Genomic DNA, 20265 nt, shown 5'->3' with positions numbered 1-20265 from the left:
ATAAAATTCATTTTTGTTTAAGCACTTTAACCGCTATTTTATATACGTTGTTACCTGCTGGCTTTTCATTCCGCAATCTTGCGAGCGTTGGCAAAGACATACTCTTTTACAGTTTTGGTGAAGCCTGGATGATGCGACTGTAAATGTGTATGGCTTTTAGCGTTGGCTTAACGTGGACCCATAAATCGGTCGCCATTAAAATGAATCATATGACTAGGCATTTCACAAATCCATATTTCAGTTTCCCACGCAATCTTTTTCGACCATTTTTTGAATTCCGAAAAGTCTGGAAATGCAGTAACATATATTTTTCCTGCATCACACTTTTCAAGAAGTTCCTCCAATTCGTGCATTCTTTTAGGCGAAACTGGTCCGTGAGATGTAACTGCTTCAATTAAATAAAGCCAATTCTTTTCACGATGATATAAAACAACATCAGGTAATTTGCTATGCTGGTCGATTGGAATTCCTATTTCTGCTAAAGTTTTTTTATCAGCATAAAGGTCTTTTGTTTCTGTGTCTCCTAAATAAAGTAATTCACTGCCTTCTGCAAATTCAGGTAAAAATTGCTCAACTACAGCAGCTTGAACTTCGTTATGTTTACCAGGTGAAAGTTTTAAAGTTTTTCCATTTGGCAATTTTACAGGAACTCGAGCTACAGCTTTACTTTTTGCATATTTTTTAGATAAATCTCCAACTGAAGCTCTAAATTCAGTTGCGTTTTTATTCCATTTTTTCGAACCGAAAGTCTTAATAACCGCTAAAGCTTCCTTTGCAATACCATAATGAGCTCGTGGACTATTTACTGGAATAGTAGGGTCATCTGGATTGTAATTTACAATTCTGGCTTGTATAAATTGATGAAGAACTTTTCTTCGAAATGTTTCTCTTGAGTTTGGTGCATAGTTCATACCATAAAAATCGGAACTGAATTTCATAACACCATTACTAACTCCAAGACTTATTTTTTCGGCATCTTTCCATTTGTCAGTTTCTTTAATGTTACAAAGAGCTAAAAGTGTAACTGCTGACATTTCATTCTGCTGTGATTTGGGTAGTCCTAAATCTTTTAGGATAATTTGGGCTTCTTCAATTTTATTCATTATTTGCTAAAATGTTTTGTTCTAACCATTGATTAACAATGGAATCGATTTTTTCTTGAGAAAAATCATTTTGTTCAATAAGTGTATTACCAACTTCTCGTATTACTTCAATTGTTGGAAATGGCATTAATCGTATTTCTGTAGCACTAACGTTTACATTTCCGTTGAAAGTCCTAAAGTATGTGTCAAATACTTTTGAGTTTAAAATTGCGGAAATTCCAACAGCTTCGTTTTCTTGAAGCTCACCATCAAGTCTATATATGTAATTAAGTTTGTTTTCAATTCCAATAAAATCACTATCGTTAAATCTCGAAAAATAAGGTGAAGCTATTAATCTACTTTTATCATCTTTAGAACTAAATCGTCTTAAAAAAACATAGTTTTTGTTAACGGTCAGCATCTTTTTGGAAACTTTTGTTTTGTTAATATATTGGCTTTTGTTAGAAACAAAAATTGGCCATTCAGCTTTCATTTTTGTAACGTTATGCAACCAATAAAGAGGTGCTAAAAAAACGGTTGAGTTTTGGTAATTGTCAAATAAAAATTCTCTGGAACGAAATGAAACTACTGGACCAGTCGAAATTTGGATGCCAAAGTCAATTAATTTGTTATTCCAAGATTTAAACAAATGGATTACATTCTCTTCATATTCTGTTGTTGGAAGATGAAGTATTTTTGCTTTAGAGTTTAAATCGATTAAATCACTAACATCAAACGTCTTTTGTATTGGCTCTTGAATATCTTTAAGACCTTCTGAAGTCGATACAATAACTTCTGTTATATTGTCTTTACTTCCTTTTAAAATTAAAGTCTCCTGTAGAACATTATCTCTGTCAAAAGTTTCACTACGTGATTTAAAAAGGTGAATAAAATTTAAATTGATATTACTGAAAAAATAATCTCTAAAAGAATTGAAATATTGACCAGAAGCGAAGCTTCTTGGTACAATATATATCAGTTCTCCATCATTTTTTAAGAGATTAACTGAAACAGCTAAAAAGAATGAATAAATATTTGGTTGACCTTTTACTAAATTCTGTAAAAGTTTAACCCTTTTATCATCTTTCGCGAGTTTAAAATATGGTGGATTTGAAATTATATAATCAAAAGTCTCAATGTGATTTTCCATTGATTTTGCCATATCTTCAATGAAATCACTTGTCAAAAGTGTATAGCTGAATTTTACTCCTCTTTCTTTAGTCCATTGCTTTAAATGTTGTAAAGATTGTTCTGTATAAGGAAAAAGTGTAATGTCAGTTTCATAAGCAACTAATTGGATTGAGTTTAAATCAAATTCAATTAATTTTTCGATTAGCGAACAAGTCAAAATCGCAGTTCCACAACCTGGGTCAAGAATAGAAATATCTCTAGAATTCGGTTCTGTTGCAATACTTCCCATAAAATTGGAAATTTCAGTTGGTGTAAAGAATTGTCCTTTTCCTTTTTTATGTTCTTTAGAAACAGTAGAAGTGTACTTAACGCCAAGTATATCAGCAAATTTGCTTGGTAAAGTGTCTTTGTTTTTTTCTATGTCTAACGTTGTTTGCATAGTTCCAAAGTTACAAATTTAGTCGTGAGCGTTGGCTAAAAATAGCTCTTTTGTTTTTTATTGCGTTGGATTTTGCGAGGAAAAAAACAAATGTGCTATTTGTGCGGCTGGCTTTTTTCGGTATGAAACACAATAATAAAGATATGGATAGTTTTAATTATCTATATCTACCGTTAAACGAAGTTCGGTATTTTTCAGCATTAAATCAATGCTAAATGGTGATTAGTTCTAAACAATTATGGACAATTGTGTATTCTTAAAAAAGCGTTAATTAACAGTTGTATACAGTACTTTAACAAATTGCTAACAGCAGCGAGGTAGGTAATGGTCTAATTTTAAGACAATCAATCAATTAAAAACGAGCAGTTATGTTTTTTAAGTCCAACATTTTAGTTGGGCTTTTTTTTTAGCTAATGTAATTCCACATGTTTTTGTATTTGCTCAATTGCCTGTAGGTGTGGAGTAGCACTTTGTGTTCTGGTAAGCCTAGAGTTGGGTCGCTGTTTAAAATGCGTTTAGCATAAAAGCGAGTGCTTTGTAAGATGTCTTTGTCTTTAACAATATCGGCAATTTTAAGGTTGAGCACGCCACTTTGTTGGGTTCCCATAATATCACCAGGACCACGAAGTTTAAGGTCTACTTCGGCAATTTCAAAGCCATCACTGGTTCTGGTCATGGTTTCTAAGCGTAGTTTACTATCGTTGCTTAGTTTATGGCTCGTCATTAAAATGCAATAACTTTGTTCGGCACCACGACCAACACGACCTCTTAACTGGTGTAATTGCGATAACCCAAAGCGTTCAGCGCTTTCAATAACCATAACAGAGGCATTAGGAACGTTTACACCAACTTCAATTACTGTAGTGGCAACCATAATTTGTGTTTCGCCTTTAGCAAAACGTTGCATTTCGTAATCCTTATCGGCTGGTTTCATCTTTCCGTGTACAATGGAGATTTGGTATTCTGGCATAGGAAAGTCTCTAGAAATGCTTTCGTAACCATCCATAAGGTCTTTGTAATCCATTTTTTCACTTTCCTGAATTAATGGATATACCACATATACTTGTCTGCCTTTTTTAATTTCATCTCTTATAAACTGAAACACACGAAGTCTGTTTTTATCGTAACGATGTACTGTTTTTATAGACTGTCTTCCTGGAGGTAATTCGTCAATTACTGAGATGTCTAAATCACCATAAACCGACATTGCTAAAGTTCGCGGAATTGGTGTTGCAGTCATCACTAAAATGTGTGGAGGAGTTGGAGTAGTTGCTCTTTCATTATCAGAAGATGCCTCTGGGCCTTTTCTCCATAATTTGCTTCTTTGCTCGACTCCAAATCGATGTTGTTCGTCTATAATTGCAAGCCCTAAATTTTTAAATTTTACCTTATCTTCAAGCAGTGCATGAGTACCAATTAAAATCTGTAAATTGCCATTTTCAAGATTTTCATGGATTTCTTTTCGTTCTGAAGTATTACTTGAACCAGTTAATAATTTTATACTGATATTCAATTTGTTGCAAAACTCCAATAAACCGTTATAGTGCTGAACTGACAAAATTTCAGTTGGAGCCATTAAACAAGCTTGAAAACCGTTGTCAAGTGCGATTAACATTGACATTAGCGCAACTATAGTCTTTCCAGAACCAACATCACCTTGTAATAATCGGTTCATTTGTGCATTACTGCCTAAATCGGCTCTAATTTCTTTGAGAACTCGCTTTTGAGCATTGGTTAATTCAAAGGGTAAATGTTCCTTGAAAAAGGTGTTGAAATAGTCGCCAACTTTTTCAAATGGAAAGCCTTTAATTTTTGATTTATGGATTAGATTTTTAAGAATAAGTTGCAGTTGGATGTAGAATAATTCTTCAAATTTTAATCGGAATTGAGCACGAGATAATAGCTCTTGGTTTTTTGGAAAATGCACGTTAAAAAGTGCTTCGCTTTTTGAGAGTAATTTAAGTTCTGAAAGTAAATTTTCAGATAAGGTTTCCAAAAACCTGCCTTTGGTTTCCAAGAACAGATTCTGCATAATTTTACTAATTACTCTATTGGTGATGCCTTTATTGGATAGCTTTTCAGTTGAAGGATAAATAGGTTGCATTGCAGAGCGCAAATTCTTTTCGTGTTCTTCAAGCAGTTCCATTTCAGGGTGAGGCATGCTAAATGTGCCATTAAACCAATTGGTTTTTCCAAAAATCACATAAGTTGTGTTTGGTTTTATGCTGTCTCTAATCCATTTTTGACCTCTAAACCAAACCAACTCCATAACTCCAGTATCATCTTGAAACGTGGCAACTAGCCGTTTACCTCTTTTTTGAGCGATTTCTTTAAAGCTAGTAACTCTTCCAATAACCTGTACGTCAGCGTTGTTGCGTTGCAGTTGATTAATTTTGTAATATTGAGTTCGGTCAATGTATCGATTTGGAAATAAGTTGATTAGGTCTTGATAGGTGTGAATACCAAGCTCTTTACGAAGTAAATCGGCTCGATTTGGTCCAACGCCTTTAAGGTAATCTATAGGTGTTTGAAGATTGGTATTCATGGTAACGAATATAATTCTAATACTTGAAAGATAAAACTTGATTTTTTGTATTTTGGAACTCTAAAACGAGCAGAAAACAAATAAAATGCGAGCATTAGTAATATCAGGTGGCGGAAGTAAAGGTGCGTATGCAGGAGGAGTTGCGCAGTACCTTATTGAGGGTCAGGGGAAAACTTACGATATGTATTTAGGAACTTCTACAGGAAGTTTGTTAATACCTCATTTGGCTGTCAACGATATTGGTAAGTTGTATGATATTTTTACTAATGTGCAACAGAGTGATATTTTTAGTGTAAGTCCTTTTGTGCAGCGTGAAAAAGACGGAAGAGAGTTTGTGTCTATTGATTTTGTGAACTCTTTATGGCAGTTTATTCGAATGAAACGCACCTTTGGAGAGAGTAAATCACTAAGGAGGAATATTAGGAAGAATTTTACTAAAGAAGAGTTTTTAAAGATAAAAGACACCAAAGAGGATGTTGTGGTGACTGTGTCTAACCTTTCTAAAAACACAGTAGAGTACAAGTCTATTAACGACTACTCGTATGAAGAGTTTTGTAATTGGATATGGATTTCTTGTAACTATATACCGTTTATGTCTTTAGCAAAAGTGAACGGTTATGAATATGCTGATGGTGGTTTGGGTTGTGTAGTGCCAATACGCGAGGCTATACAGCGTGGAGCAACTGAAATTGATGCTATTGTTTTAGAAGCTGAACAAATGGATAGGTTGAAGGTGTTGGGTAAAAATCCATTTTCATTAATGATTAACCTATTTGGGCATTTGCTTAACCAAGTGGAGCGTAATGATATAGTTATAGGCAAGCTTGCAGCGCGAAATAAAGGCGTAAAGCTGAATTTGTACTATACGCCAACAGACCTTACTGAAAACTCCTTAATTTTCAGTAAGCGTTTGATGACTAAATGGTGGCAATTAGGTTATGATTATGCTAAAGCAAGAAATGAAAGGTAGTGGAGTTTTACCACATGTCGCTTACTTCTTGTTTTATGTAGGATAATGCAGCGTCACTAGGAGCTCGCTTTTCCATCATTTCGGTTAAAACAACTTCTCTAAGTTTATTGGCAGTGTCAGTTTTTTCTAAAAGACTTGCTTTTCTTATCAGTTGAATAGTGGCATTTTTTGCTGCTGCAATAATGTTCCAGCATTCATCAGTCATGTAGATTTGTTGTGATAAATTATGCTCAAACTCCTGCTCAATAGTTGCTATAATTAAAGATTCATAATCTTCTTTATTTGAGGAATTTGGGATAACTCTAATTAGTAATTTTGAAGGTGTAATACGCTCTAAAAACAAAGCCATTCTTTCATAGGCTTGCAAGCGGATAGGAAGTGTGTTTACTTGTATGTCTTTATGTAATAAAAAGCGTCTTCTACCATCTTCGTTTTTAGTGTGTTCTTTAAAAAAGTAATAAGCAATCATTCCAGTAATTAGGGCAGGAACAGCATACAATAATACTTCAAATATTTTTTCAACTTCCATAGTGTTTTAGTTAGGTTAGGTGTTTTGGTTTTTATATTGACCTCCCAAATATATACAATCTTTTAAATCTTGCATACTTTTAAAAGGCACAGGAGTTTTTTCGTAGTGATAGGTTAAATCTAATTCTTTAGACAGGTTATGGTCGTCTACATTTACATCAATATCACTCATTTTAAACTGACAAGGATGCTCGTAACCTGCGGAATGTGTAATTTCTATAAACTCTTTTCTAAAGGTTTTAAAATATTGTGCTAATCGATGTGATTTTAAAGTTACATCAATACCACTTTGTAGCCATTTGCTTTGGGTGGCAACACCACTAGGACAATGATTGGTATGGCAAATTTGTGCTTGGATACAGCCAATACTCATCATGGCTTCTCTGGCAACGTTAATACAGTCAACTCCCATAGCAAAAGCCATTGCAGCTTTTGCAGGAAATCCTAGTTTTCCACTTCCAATAAATACAATACGTTCACTTAAACCTTTTCTCTGAAATAGTTTGTATAAATCGCTAAAACCATAAACCCAAGGTAATGAAACGTGGTCTGCAAAACTTGGTGGAGCAGCACCTGTGCCACCTTCGCCACCATCTACAGTTATAAAGTCTGGTCCATGACCTTTGGTTTTCATTATATCAGCAAGTTCTTCCCATTGGTCTAGTTTTCCAATAGCAGCTTTTATACCTACAGGCAAACCTGTTGCTTCAGCAATGGCTTCAATAAAGTCAACCATTTCAGGAACGTTTGAAAACGCTGAATGGTTAGGAGGTGATAACACGTCTTTACCGACTTCTACGTGACGTATGCGAGCAATTTCCTCAGTGATTTTTGCTCCAGGAAGTACACCACCTTTTCCAGGTTTTGCACCTTGGGAAAGCTTAATTTCTATGGCTTTTACATGTGGATTATCATTAACTAACTGCACTAATTTTTCCATTGAAAAGTTACCATCGCTATCTCTTACTCCAAAATAGCCTGTTCCAAAATGAAACATGACATCACCACCATTACAGTGGTAAGGAGACAAACCACCTTCACCTGTATTGTGGTATGCTCCAGCTATATGAACACCTTTGTTGAGAGATTCAACTGCTTTGGCAGATAAAGAACCAAAACTCATAGCTGAAACATTAATTACAGACGCAGGTCTGAACGGTTTTTTTCGCTTGTTGTAAGCACCAATAACCTTTGCACAAGGTAAAAACGTTTTGTCAACAGCATTAGGATGGTCTTTTTCTATTTTATATGGCATCATTGCATTGTTGATAAAGATGTGATGATGCGAATAAATATCTCTGTCAGTTCCAAACCCTTCGTAGTTGTTTTCTTTTTTAGCAGACGCATAAATCCAACCTCGTTCAATTCGGTTAAAAGGTAATTCTTCTCTATTGTTTGCTACAAGATATTGTCTAAGTTCGGGACCAATGCGTTCTAAAATATATCTAAAATGCCCAATAACAGGGAAATTATGGCTTATGGTGTGTTTTCTTTGTAAAAAGATGTCTCTTATAGCAACTAAAGCTAAAACGATTAACATCCACATCCACCAGCTTATGCTGCTTATAAAATCTAAAAACGTATTCATTATTAATTGTTTAAGTAGTCTAATGCTAAGTATGTCATGGCTTTAACACCCAAAATCAATCCATTGTCATCAATTTTGAAATCTGGAGTATGGTGAGGAAACGCTTCAGTGTTTCCTGGTGTCATTCCGCCTAAATAAAAGTAAAGTCCAGGAACAACTTCTTGAAAATAAGAGAAGTCTTCACCTCCTGTAACTGCTTTCATAAGTTTAACATTATCTTTTCCTGCTGCTTTTTCTAGCGAAGGTAGCATTTGTGAGGTTAAATCTGGGTCATTATAGGTAACAAGTGTGTTTTCCTGAAACTCAATAGTTGCTTCACCACCATAAGCTTTGGCGATGGTTTCAGTCATTTCAGTCATTCGCGTAATGATTTTGGTTCGCATATCAGCATCTAGAGTTCTAACAGTCCCAATAAGTTCAGCACTTTCAGGAATAATATTAAAACGTACACCACTTGTAATTTTACCAACAGTAATAACAGCAGGTTCAACCAATAAATTAGATTCTCTACTGATGATACTTTGATAACCATCAATAATTTTAGCAGAAATGTAAATAGGATCCACTCCTCCCCAAGGTTGCGAACCGTGAGTTTGCTTGCCTTTTACATTCACTACAAAACGCTCTACAGCAGCCATCATACCTCCAGGTTTGTATTTTATAGTACCAACAGGAGTTGCAGAGTTAATATGAAGACCAAAAATAGCATCCACTTTTGGATTTTCTAAAACGCCTTCTTTAACCATTAAAGACGCTCCGCCTTCTTCTCCAGGAGGAGGACCTTCTTCAGCAGGTTGAAAAATAAATTTAATAGTTCCTTTAATCTTGTCTTTATGTTTTGAAAATACTTCAGCAACTCCCATTAAAATTGAAATGTGCGTATCGTGTCCGCAAGCATGCATTACTCCAGTTTCAGTACCTAAAAAGGTATCTCTAACTTCCGATTTAAAGGGTAAATCATTTCTTTCGGTAACAGGCAACGCATCAATATCAGCTCTAAGCGCCACTACTTTCCCTGGAAGGTCACCTTTTAAAATGCCTACAACTCCTGTTTTTGCGACTCCTGTTTGCACTTCAAACCCTAAAGATTTTAAGTGTTCAGCAATTTTTTCAGCAGTTTTAAACTCTCGGTTTGACAATTCAGGATTTTGATGAAAATGATGTCTCCATTCAATAACTTTTGGTTCAATATCAATAATATCTTGTTCTAAAGTTGTTTGCGAAAATGCGCTTGAAATGATAAGGCAACATAAAGCTGGTAGAAATTTCATGAAGTATCTATTTACGTTTTGAACTCTAAATATATTTAAAATTTGTCAAAGCCTTTTTACAATACTTTAATTGTTTATAATTATTAATAAAACTGTTTATGTAACTAAGTAACATTGGTTATTTTCACACTTTAAAATGAAATTGAATTGGAGAAGTATTTAAGTCAGTTAAATGATGCACAATTAGCACCTACATTGCAAAAAGATGGACCTATGATTGTAATAGCAGGAGCAGGTTCAGGGAAAACACGTGTGCTTACTTATAGAATAGCGTATTTAATGAGTCAAGGCGTTGATGCGTTTAATATTTTGTCATTAACCTTTACAAATAAAGCTGCTCGCGAAATGAAATCGCGTATTGCAGATATAGTTGGAAATAGCGAAGCTAAAAACCTTTGGATGGGAACATTTCACTCGGTTTTTGCTAAAATTTTAAGGTTTGAAGCCGATAGGTTAGGTTATCCAAGTAACTTTACAATTTACGACACACAGGACTCTGATCGATTGATTTCTTCAATCATTAAGGAAATGAATCTTGATAAAGATGTATATAAGTACAAGCAAGTAAGATCTAGAATTTCTTCGTATAAAAACAGCTTAATTACAGTTAAAGCCTATTTTAACAATCCAGAGCTTATTGAAGCTGATACTGCTGCTCGACGACCAAGATTAGGTGATATTTATAAAAACTATGTAGAGAGATGCTTTAAGGCAGGTGCTATGGACTTTGATGATTTATTGTTGAAGACCAATGAGCTTTTAACTCGTTTTCCTGATGTGCTTGCCAAATATCAAGATCGTTTTAGATATATTTTGGTTGATGAGTATCAGGATACCAACCATTCGCAGTATTTGATTGTAAGAGCGCTTTCTGATCGTTTTCAAAATATATGTGTGGTTGGTGATGATGCGCAAAGTATATATGCGTTTCGTGGTGCAAACATTAATAACATCTTGAATTTTCAACGCGATTATGATGATGTAAAAGTGTTTAGGTTAGAGCAAAATTACCGTTCTACAAAAAACATTGTTAATGCAGCAAACTCTATTATTGATAAAAACCAAACCAAGCTAGATAAAGTAGTTTGGACAGCTAATGATGAAGGTCCTAAAATAAAGGTTAACCGTTTAATGACCGATGGTGACGAAGGTCGTTATGTGGCGAGTTCTATTTTTGAGAATAAGATGAATAATCAGCTTAAAAATAAAGATTTTGCCATACTGTATCGTACCAATGCGCAATCGCGTGCTATGGAAGATGCGCTTCGAAAACGAGGAATTGAATACCGAATTTATGGAGGTTTATCCTTTTACCAACGTAAAGAGATTAAAGATGTACTTTCGTATTTAAGGTTGATTATTAATCCAGCCGATGAGGAAGCGCTTAAACGTGTGATTAATTTTCCTGCACGAGGTATTGGGCAAACCACTATTGATAGATTGGTGGTTGCGGCAAATGGTTATAACCGTTCAATATTTCAAGTATTACAAAACCTGGATAAGGTTGATATAAAAATCAACTCTGGTACAAAAGGCAAACTTCAGGATTTTGTAACTATGATTGAGAGTTTTCAGGTCATGAACCAAAATGCTAATGCTTTTGAACTTGCTGAACACGTCACTAAAGCTAGCGGATTGATAAGAGAGTTCAATAAAGATGGTACTCCTGAAGGTATCGCTAGAATGGAGAACATTGAAGAACTTTTAAATGGTATTAAGGATTTTGTTGAAGAACAAAAAGAATTGGCAGACACTACAGGTTCTTTAACCGAGTTTTTAGAAGATGTTGCTCTAGCTACCGATTTAGATAATGACACAGGTGACGACGATAGAGTAGCATTAATGACCATTCACTTGGCTAAAGGTTTGGAGTTCCCTTATGTGTATATTGTAGGTATGGAAGAAGACTTATTTCCGAGTGCCATGAGCATGAATACGCGTAGTGAACTAGAGGAGGAGCGACGTTTGTTTTATGTGGCATTAACTAGAGCAGAAAAGCAAGCTTACTTAACCTATACACTTTCGAGGTACCGTTGGGGAAAATTAATTGATGCTGAACCAAGTCGATTTATTGAAGAAATTGATGATCAGTACTTAGAGGTATTAACTCCAGTAAACGACCCAAGGCAAAACCCTATGTTGAATCCTGATATTTTTGGTGATGTTGAACCTGATAAAATTCGTTTTAAGAAACCTATTAAGCGAAAATCTGAAAACAAGCCTCCTAAGTTTGTAGCTCCACCTAAATTGAAACCTATATCAAAAACCACAAGCGATGGAGTGAATCTGTTTGATGGTAAACTTACTGTAGGAAATATTGTGGAGCATATTAGGTTTGGTAAAGGCGAAGTGCTTAAAATTGAAGGTCAAGGCGCTGATACAAAAGCAGAAATCAATTTTGAAAATGGAGGTGTGAAAAAGCTGTTGTTACGATTTGCTAAATTGCAAGTGTTGGGTTAATTATCTAACCATTTTTACAGAATTGATGTGTCCATAACCATCATATTCTTTTATAGAGTTGTTTGGGTCAACAATCCACTCGCCATCAACAATGTATTTGTAGTGATGTTTTCCGCCAGATAGAAGTATGGTAGATGTCCATCCTTTGTCGGTTTTGGTCATTTTTATTTCGTGCTCGTTCCAATCATTAAAAGAACCAGCAAGAATCACAGTGTTAGCGTTTTTAAAACCAAAAAGATTGAATGTAACAGGAACTTGTATGTTGATGACAGAGTTGTAACCATCATACTCGTTTCTTTTTTTAGAAGGATTGTCAGGGTCTTCTATCCAGTTACCGTCAACTATAAACTTGTATTGATATTCTCCTGGTTTTAAATCTAGGGTAAGTTCCCAGCCATTAGTTGTTTTGGTCATTTTAAATAAGTGTTCATCCCAACGGTTAAAACTTCCACTTAAGATTACATTTTTTGCGTTCTCATAGCCATTTAATTTAAAACATGCATTTCCGTTTGGATCAGGAACAGCAGTGTAAATCTTAAGGTTGTATGTGTGGTAATTGTTTCCGTAGTTATCAACTGCTGGAGCAATATTGGATACCTTGTTGCTAGGTTCTGCCCAATACGAATTGTTTATTACAAACTTAAACTCCCAAGAAAATTCATCAGTAAAATCAGAAAGCTTTTTTCTTAATTCATAAGTGTATTCACCTACTTTGTTCATTTTCCATTTGTCTCTAGACCAAAGGTTGAATTCTCCAGAAACGACAACATTTTCAATGTCAAAGTCTTTAAAATCCATCTTTCTGCCAGTATGCTCATTGGTGTATTCTTTGTAGTCTCTAACATCAAAAGTAAACACGACCTCTTCACCTTCAATTTTGTAGCCTAAAGTGTTGCCATTTTGTGCTACGAGGTTTAAGCTTAAAAAGCAAAGGCATAAATATGTTATGACTAATTTCAATCCTTTATGTTTGGATGCTTTACGAAGTAAAGTTTTTCTTTTTTATAGTTTATAATTGTTCTTTTCTGCTGAAAAAACTCAAAGCCTAAAACACCATCTAACTTGGTTCCGAAGGCTTCGTTCATTTTACTTAAATTGGTCAATATTGTGTTCATTGGGCCAAAGTAAATAGTTTCACTCAGTTTAACACGATGCAATTTCCCTGCCAAAACTTCAATTTTGGAATTACTTGCTCCTGTAAGCATGAGTCTTTCTTTAGGATGGAAATATTTTAAAACCTTTTTACTAACTGATTTGTTTATTTGGTTTAGCTCAGCAGCACTATCCAATCCCATTTTTAAGTTTTGACCATTTACCGTTGCGTTGAGTACAATAGTATGGTTTTTTAATTTGAAATCAATGCTATCTGTTATTTTTTCTAGATAAACATACTTATCTAGTTTTTCACCAAACCTATCTGTTTTAGTAAGTGTAATTTGGTTTAAGTATAAATCTATAAATACTTCGTAGTCTTTCAGTATGTTATAACCAATAACACCTAAAAGGTTCATTTTTTTTGTTCTTTCAATATGAGAAAGGTCAATAACATCAGAGGTTTTGTTTTCCAAAATCAAATTTTGAATTACAAACTGACTGAGTTGTCTTTCTAAAGGGTCGTCAACAATATTCACTACACCAGATGTTTCGTTTTTCTTTTTATTGTGACTGTATTTTGTTGGGAAATGAACTTTATTTAAAATTAAAGTTTCAGAGCCAGTATCTATTATAAAATTACCTTCTTTTCCTAACAGTTTAGCTTCAACAACAATTAAATGGTCAATAAGCTTAAAAGGAATTCTGGTAGTATAATCGTTTATAATTTCAGCTTCGGTAAAAGATACATACTCTACTTTAAAATTGGAAAACGCTTTTCCTGTAGTGATAAAAAGTATGATTATGAGTAGTATCTTTTGCATATAGTTAAGACTCTAAAAATTGAATATTGTTACATGTTTTTATAGTAAATGTGCTTTTGTAGGTGTTTTAATTAGTATCAAAATTGGTTTATATGCATTACATCATAAAAATGCTTTACTTTGTAATGTAACTGTAAGATACATATTTATGGCTGAATTTGTGAAAATTTATGCGGAGAATCCTAATCCTAAGCAAATTGCTAAAGTGATTAAGGTGCTTAAAAATGGTGGATTGATTATTTATCCAACAGATACGGTTTATGGTTTAGGTTGTGATATTACAAATACTAAGGCTTTAGAGCGTATTGCTCAAATAAAAAACGTAAAGTTAGATAAAGCTAACTTTTCATTTATTTGTCATGATTTAAGCAATTTAAGCGACTATGTTAAGCAAATAGATACCACAACTTTTAAGATTTTAAAACGAGCATTACCTGGTCCTTATACGTTTATTTTACCAGGAGCGAAGACCTTACCAAATGCTTTTAAAAAGAAAAAGACAGTAGGTATTCGTGTGCCTGACAATACTATTGCCTTAGAAATTGTGAAGCAATTAGGTAACCCTATTATTTCAACATCTATACGTGATGAAGATGAAGTTTTGGAATATACAACTGATCCTGAACTTATATTGGAGAAATGGAATAACCGAGTTGATTTGGTAATTGATGGAGGTTATGGTGATAATGAAGCGTCCACTGTTATTGACCTTTCAGAAGAAGAACCAATCATTGTTAGGGAAGGTAAAGGAAGTTTGGAGATATTTTAAATAAAAAAGCTCAACCATTGGTTGAGCTTTTCTTTTTCTATAAAGAAGCAATTAGTTAGTACCAGCTTCTAAGTTTTTCATTTCTTTTTCAATCATATCGTAGAACTCATCGATTTTTGGTAAAATCACAATTCTAGTACGACGGTTAGCTGCTTTACCTTCAGCAGTGTCATTAGATGCAATAGGAACAAACTCTGCACGTCCTGCAGCAATAAGTTTAGATGAAGAAACACCTAAATCTTCAAGTACGCGAACTACAGATGTAGCACGTTTAACACTTAAATCCCAGTTGTCAACCAATGGTGGTTTGTTGTAAGGAACAGGGTCAGTGTGTGCTTCTACCATACACTCAAAGTTTGGTTTGCTGTTAACTACCTTGGCAACTTTACCTAAAACTTCTTTAGCGCGCTCGTTTACAACATAACTTCCGCTTTTAAATAAAAGTTTGTCAGCAATTGAAATAAATACAACTCCTTTTTCTACGTTTACCTCAATGTCAGGATCGTTAATACCAACTTCTTTTTTCAAGCTAGTTACTAAAGCCAACATTACACTATCTTTTTTAGTGATAGCATCTTGTAAACGAGAGATTTTAAGGTCTTTTTCTTTCATGCTTTCTAAAGTTTTTTCAACGTTAGAAGCACCTTTTGAAGTAAGAATAGTTAAATCCTTGTTACTTTGAATTAGGTTGTCGTTAGATTTTTTTAAGTCAGAAATTCTGTCTTCTAAAGCTTCAGCTCTTGCAATCGCAGAAGCCTTATCAGATAAACAGCTGTTTAATTTAACAGTTGCAGTATTTAATAGGTCTTGTGTTTCTTGTTGTTTCGCTTCAAGTGCTGCATATTCTTTTTTAGATACACATGATCCAAAAAGCAACATGGCTGAAACACTTAATAACATTAGTTTTTTCATAATTAGTGTGTGATTAAATAATTTGTAATTTAACATACCAAAATTATATAAAAGATTACTCCGTTTGGTATATGTTAACAAAAACTTTAACAATTTTATAAACAATTAAAATCTTTTATCCTTATTTACGTAATAAGACCACACTATAGATTTTTTATGGTAGTAATTTTCTTTCTTTTTTTGTGAATTTCGAAATTTTAAAAGCTTAGGTAGTTTTGCGTAAAATGCAAAGTGTGCTTTAATGATTGCTAAAAAATGCTGAGGCTTAAACTCTAGTAAAAACTTGATGCCAGCTACACCATCTAAAAGTAACCTAGTAAACACTTTTGGTATTATTGAGCCATGAGCATTTTTAACTAAGGTATAAAGACTATTTCTAAAGTTTAAATACGTTTTTTTTGCATTAGAATTTTTCAGTGTTGCACCACCAACATGGTATATACTTGATGTGCCAATGTATTTTGTTGTATACCCTTTGTTGTAGGCTCTCCAGCACAAATCAATTTCTTCCATGTGGGCAAAAAAGTCTTCATCAAATCCATTGAGTTCTCCAAAAACAGATCGCTTTATAAATAAACAAGCACCTGTTGCCCAAAAAATAGTAGCAATATCATTGTATTGACCATTATCTTTTTCAAGAGTGTTGAAGATGCGACCTCTGCAAAAAGGGTAACCATATTTATCTAGATAGCCTCCTGCAGCTCCAGCATATTCAAAATGGTCTTTTTGTTTGTAATCTAAAATTTTTGGCTGCGCAATGGCAATGTTTTTATCGTTGCTAAAAGCCTCTTGAATAGGTGTAAGCCAATTAGGAGTTACTTCTACATCGCTATTGAGTAAACAAAATACATCAGCATCAATAGTATTAAGAGCATCGTTATAGCCTTTGGCATAACCACCATTTGTAGAATTGACAATAACTTTAATGTTAGGATATTCTGTTTTTAAAAACTCAACGGAGTTATCTGTTGAAGCATTATCAGCTACGTAAATATCAGCATTTTGAGAATAAGCAACAACCGATGGTAAGAACTGTTCTAAAAGTTTCTTTCCGTTCCAATTAAGTATGACGACAGCTATTTTCATTTTTGATATTCAGGAATGTCTCTTAAAAACACGTAGCGTTCATTTTCAAAGTCCATTTGGCAATAATAATGGTTAATTCCGTTGGTAACCATTAAATAGGTTGCGTTTAACTCTAAATTGTAACGTGCAATTTGATCAAAGACAGTTTGGTCGATATTAATTTTTGGTGCTTTACATTCTACAACCAAATGTATTTGTCCGTTTGGGTTATAAACGACTATATCGTAGCGTTTTCGTAAATCGTTGACCGTTAATTCTTTTTCAACATTAATTAAAGATTTTGGATATTTTTTCTCTTCAATTAAAAACTGTAAACAATGTTGTCTTACCCATTCTTCAGGTTGTAAAACCACAAATTTTTTGCGAATAGCATCAAAAATAGAAACTTTATTTTCGTTATTTTTGAATCGAAACGAGTATGTAGGAAAATTTAGTTTTTGCACACTACAAATTTGGTGAAAATTTTTCAATGGACGAAGTCAAAGAATTAGTAAGCGATATACGAAAAGGACACATTAAACCTGTTTATTTTTTAATGGGTGAAGAACCTTATTATATAGATAAGTTGTCAGAATTTATTGAAGACAATATTTTAAGCGAGGAAGAAAAAGGGTTTAACCAAATGGTACTTTACGGAAGAGATGTGAGTGTTGAGGATATTATAGGTAATGCTAAGCGTTTTCCTATGATGGCAGAGCACCAAGTGGTTATAGTAAAAGAAGCTCAAGATCTCTCTAGAACTATTGATAAGTTGGAAGCCTACGTTGCAAATCCGCAACCAACAACTATTTTGGTTGTAAATTATAAGTACAAGAAAATTGATAAACGAAAGTCGCTTTATAAGGCTATAAAGAAAAATGGTGTTGTCTTTGAAAGCAAAAAACTATACGACAATCAGGTGCCAGATTGGATTAGGAGAGTTTTGTCTGGTCAAAGCTATTCAATAACTCCAAAAGCAGCATTGATGCTTGCTGAATTTTTAGGAACCGATTTAAGCAAAATAAATAATGAGCTTGAAAAACTAAAGATTGTACTTCCTGAAGGCACTGAGATTACTCCTGAGCATATTGAGCAAAATATTGGGATTAGCAAAGATTATAATAATTTTGAATTGCACAAAGCTATTGGAGATAGAGATACTAAAAAAGCCTTTAAGATTATTAAGTATTTTGGTGAAAACCCAAAAGATAATCCAATGGTAGTTACAGTTTCATTACTTCATAGTTATTTTTCTAAACTATTGCAGTTACATGGATTAAATGATAAGTCGTCCAGAAACGTTGCTTCTGCATTAAAAATAAACCCTTATTTTGCTAACGAATATATTGTAGCAGCACGTAACTATCCAATGAAAAAAGTAAGTGCTGTTATTGCCTCACTAAGAGAGTTTGATGTAAAGAGCAAAGGTGTTGGTGCTAACTCAATACCGCAAAGCGATTTGCTTAAGGAATTAATGGTTAGAATTATGAATTAAGCTTCTAATTGCTCTAATTCTACAGTGTAATCGTATTGTAAATCTTCATGTAGTGTTGCAACTATTTTTTGAATGGCAACTAATTGTCTTTGATATATGTTAGTTAGCGTTACATTGTGCTTTATTGAAGGTTTAAACGCTTTTAGTTGCTTGCAAAAGTAGAGTAGAAGCTCAACTTCGGTTTCTTTTTTAAGTGAGTATCGTGCGTATTTTTTTATGAGTCTCAATATTTTTCTGACACTTTTTTTAATGTAGAAATAGCTGTTGGTGTTAATTTGTTCAAACAAGTCATCAATTTCAGATTTTACAGCTTCAATGTATCCTGTTTCATCATGAGATTCAAACAGTAAATAGGTGAGTAGCTCTTTGTTTTCTTTTTTGAATTTTGATAACCGTAAGCAGAGTTCTATTAATTCCTCAGAAGAACGATGCTGTAATTCTTTTTTAATGCTAACTACAGTTGCTGCTTTCATAGGTTTCCTTTTAGTAGGTTAACACTAACTGTGGCGAGTTCACTATCGGGAAATTTTGAAAAATAATGCTCACTTGGAACTAAACCTGCTTCTTTAGCAATACTATTAAAAACATCAACTTCAATAATGTATTGGTCGCTATAGCCATGAGTAGCGTCGTAAGCAGTAGCAGCAGTTTTCCCTAGGTTAGCAGCCGTGAGTTTAGGGTTTATGGTGTGTAGTTCAATAATGAGTAAACCAAAACGTTCTACATAAGGTTTCCATTTTTGTAAATGTTCTAGCAGAGAATCTTCTACTAAATTGTTGCTAATGCGTTTTCCTTGATAAGCATAAGCACCAGATGATTGACTAACTCTGTTAGTAGTTGTTTTTGGAGCTTCCCAAATACGGTTGTGATCTAAAAATGTGCGTACATTAAGTAAGTCTTTTAAATCGATGTTATAGTCTTCTTTTAAATCTTTTGCTAATAAATCTGGACGTCCTATGTCTCCCCAAATTACTTTAGCCCAAATATCAGCTTTAATTAAGTTGGCTCTAGTAACTTTTAAAGCAGCTTGGTTAAAATCGGCTCCAACCAATAATAAAGGGTGTTCTTCTAATACTTTTCCTCTTGAAGTTTGGTGCTCGATAACGTCAAATATATGCTGAATAAACGCACCATTTCCACAACCCATATCTAGTATGCCTTTTGGTTGTTCGTCTATGGGTTTGTTAAAGAGTTCAATAATAACTTCGTCTATAACCTTGAAATACGTTGAATGCGCACCACCACTTCCCCAAACATTCATTTCTCTGTCAACATGTTTTTCCTTTTCATCGGGAGAATCGGTTTTTAAAATCATAGGATTTCCAAAAATCAACTCATCTAGTTTTACAAAGGTTGGAAGGTAAGATACAGTAACGCCATAAGCACTTGCTCTTTTAGCAAAAAACAATCCTTTGTCGGTAAACTGATAGGTGTTCTTTTTCTTAGTAAACCAATCTAAATGTGTGAAAAAGTCCAATATTTTCTTAAAACTTTCTGGGTCTTTATGGTATTCTTCAGCAGTAAAAGAGGCTTCCATAAAATATTTATGAAATAAACCATTAACTCCTAATAACACAATTATAGGAGCAACAATAACACCTTCAATGTGTTTTAAAATTTGTTGTTCAATACTGTTTTCTTCTACTTTGCCTAATCCAAAGTTTTGCTCAAATTTTTTGAATATGCGTTCAAGAGCAATAAATGCATCAGCGCCAATTCGGTCTTCAGGAAATTTAACCGAGTAATCCAAAAGCTTTACGGCATCTTCGTATAAATGAACAAGTTCAAAAGCCTTTTTGCTGTTAGCATTAATTTCGTACTCTACTTTGTCATTGGCATTGTCTAGGTGCTGAGTAAGCCAACCTTGAGCAGACAAAATTCTTAGCGCAATATTGAGATAGCCATCGTTAGCATTGAACTTTTCGGTTAATTCTGTTAGACTACACGTTTTATTTTCTAAAAGGTATTGTAATACTCCTTTTGAATTCAAAGTATGAGCAGTAGTAGCAGTAGCAATACCATCAAGGTGTTTAAAAATATTACTCCTTAATTGCTGTTTGTCTTGCTTTGTGAGCATAGTTTTGGTGTAAATCG

The 20265-nt window shown here is 33.9% G+C and carries 17 protein-coding genes; 4 read left to right on the top strand and 13 right to left on the bottom strand.

Annotated features, from left to right (window positions below):
• Positions 1–167: 167 nt before the first annotated feature.
• The 3 genes from A8975_RS10290 to recG all read right to left on the bottom strand — a co-directional run bounded on the left by A8975_RS10290 (position 168) and on the right by recG (position 5197).
• A complete protein-coding gene (locus tag A8975_RS10290) occupies positions 168–1103 on the bottom strand; it encodes a BsuBI/PstI family type II restriction endonuclease (RefSeq protein WP_134200299.1) in 936 nt (311 codons plus the stop codon).
• Complete coding sequence (locus tag A8975_RS10285) at positions 1096–2652, bottom strand: Eco57I restriction-modification methylase domain-containing protein (RefSeq protein ID WP_134200297.1); 1557 nt, start codon at positions 2650–2652, stop codon at positions 1096–1098. The genes A8975_RS10290 and A8975_RS10285 overlap by 8 nt, the downstream gene beginning before the upstream one ends.
• Before the next feature lie 406 nt (positions 2653–3058).
• Positions 3059–5197: an ATP-dependent DNA helicase RecG gene (gene recG, locus A8975_RS10280; RefSeq protein ID WP_134200295.1), complete on the bottom strand. Its 2139-nt coding sequence runs from the start codon at positions 5195–5197 to the stop codon at positions 3059–3061.
• Between the two features lie 85 nt (positions 5198–5282).
• On the opposite strand from recG, the gene A8975_RS10275 reads away from it, so the two are divergent.
• A complete protein-coding gene (locus A8975_RS10275; RefSeq protein WP_129760569.1) occupies positions 5283–6167 on the top strand; it encodes a patatin family protein in 885 nt (294 codons plus the stop codon).
• Between the two features lie 7 nt (positions 6168–6174).
• On the opposite strand, the gene A8975_RS10270 is transcribed toward A8975_RS10275, so the two are convergent.
• From A8975_RS10270 to A8975_RS10260, 3 genes are read right to left on the bottom strand one after another with little or no spacing between them, the layout of a single operon-like run.
• Positions 6175–6696, bottom strand: a complete 522-nt coding sequence (locus tag A8975_RS10270; protein WP_129760571.1) for a hypothetical protein — start codon at positions 6694–6696, stop codon at positions 6175–6177.
• A 15-nt stretch (positions 6697–6711) separates the two neighbouring features.
• The gene (locus A8975_RS10265; RefSeq protein WP_134200293.1) at positions 6712–8283 is read right to left on the bottom strand and encodes an FMN-binding glutamate synthase family protein; all 1572 of its coding nucleotides are present in this window, start codon (positions 8281–8283) and stop codon (positions 6712–6714) included.
• Between the two features lie 2 nt (positions 8284–8285).
• Positions 8286–9554: an amidohydrolase gene (locus A8975_RS10260; RefSeq protein WP_129760573.1), complete on the bottom strand. Its 1269-nt coding sequence runs from the start codon at positions 9552–9554 to the stop codon at positions 8286–8288.
• Positions 9555–9701: 147 nt separating this feature from the next.
• Here A8975_RS10260 and A8975_RS10255 point away from each other — a divergent pair, with 147 nt between their 5' ends.
• A complete protein-coding gene (locus tag A8975_RS10255; RefSeq protein WP_131507582.1) occupies positions 9702–12014 on the top strand; it encodes an ATP-dependent helicase in 2313 nt (770 codons plus the stop codon).
• On the opposite strand, the gene A8975_RS10250 is transcribed toward A8975_RS10255, so the two are convergent.
• Both A8975_RS10250 and A8975_RS10245 read right to left on the bottom strand, forming a co-directional pair.
• Entirely contained in the window at positions 12015–12974 is a 960-nt protein-coding gene (locus A8975_RS10250) for a hypothetical protein (protein ID WP_134200291.1), read from the bottom strand.
• A complete protein-coding gene (locus A8975_RS10245; protein ID WP_134200289.1) occupies positions 12971–13930 on the bottom strand; it encodes a hypothetical protein in 960 nt (319 codons plus the stop codon). Before A8975_RS10245 ends, A8975_RS10250 begins: the two co-directional genes overlap by 4 nt.
• Positions 13931–14078: 148 nt before the next feature.
• Here A8975_RS10245 and A8975_RS10240 point away from each other — a divergent pair, with 148 nt between their 5' ends.
• Positions 14079–14699: an L-threonylcarbamoyladenylate synthase gene (locus A8975_RS10240; protein WP_129760575.1), complete on the top strand. Its 621-nt coding sequence runs from the start codon at positions 14079–14081 to the stop codon at positions 14697–14699.
• A 51-nt stretch (positions 14700–14750) separates the two neighbouring features.
• Here A8975_RS10240 and A8975_RS10235 read toward each other — a convergent pair whose 3' ends face one another.
• The 3 genes from A8975_RS10235 to A8975_RS10225 form a co-directional block, all read right to left on the bottom strand.
• Entirely contained in the window at positions 14751–15611 is an 861-nt protein-coding gene (locus A8975_RS10235; protein WP_134200287.1) for an OmpA family protein, read from the bottom strand.
• Between the two features lie 105 nt (positions 15612–15716).
• Positions 15717–16697 carry a glycosyltransferase family 2 protein gene (locus tag A8975_RS10230; protein WP_134200285.1) on the bottom strand — a complete coding sequence of 327 codons (981 nt, stop codon included), beginning with the start codon at positions 16695–16697 and terminating at the stop codon, positions 15717–15719.
• Positions 16694–17140, bottom strand: coding sequence for a type I restriction enzyme HsdR N-terminal domain-containing protein (locus A8975_RS10225; protein ID WP_134200283.1), 447 nt, complete (start codon positions 17138–17140; stop codon positions 16694–16696). Before A8975_RS10225 ends, A8975_RS10230 begins: the two co-directional genes overlap by 4 nt.
• A 26-nt stretch (positions 17141–17166) precedes the next feature.
• Here A8975_RS10225 and holA point away from each other — a divergent pair, with 26 nt between their 5' ends.
• A complete protein-coding gene (holA, locus tag A8975_RS10220) occupies positions 17167–18171 on the top strand; it encodes a DNA polymerase III subunit delta (protein ID WP_134200281.1) in 1005 nt (334 codons plus the stop codon).
• Here holA and A8975_RS10215 read toward each other — a convergent pair.
• Both A8975_RS10215 and A8975_RS10210 read right to left on the bottom strand, forming a co-directional pair.
• Positions 18168–18644: a hypothetical protein gene (locus A8975_RS10215; protein WP_134200279.1), complete on the bottom strand. Its 477-nt coding sequence runs from the start codon at positions 18642–18644 to the stop codon at positions 18168–18170. The genes holA and A8975_RS10215 overlap by 4 nt on opposite strands.
• A complete protein-coding gene (locus tag A8975_RS10210; protein ID WP_134200277.1) occupies positions 18641–20248 on the bottom strand; it encodes a class I SAM-dependent methyltransferase in 1608 nt (535 codons plus the stop codon). The genes A8975_RS10215 and A8975_RS10210 overlap by 4 nt, the downstream gene beginning before the upstream one ends.
• Positions 20249–20265 lie beyond the last annotated feature (17 nt).

The sequence above is a fragment of the Meridianimaribacter flavus genome (assembly GCF_004366715.1).
In the GTDB taxonomy this organism is placed as follows: Bacteria; Bacteroidota; Bacteroidia; order Flavobacteriales; family Flavobacteriaceae; genus Gaetbulibacter_B; species Gaetbulibacter_B jejuensis.
This window is presented reverse-complemented; position numbering and strand designations above follow the sequence as displayed.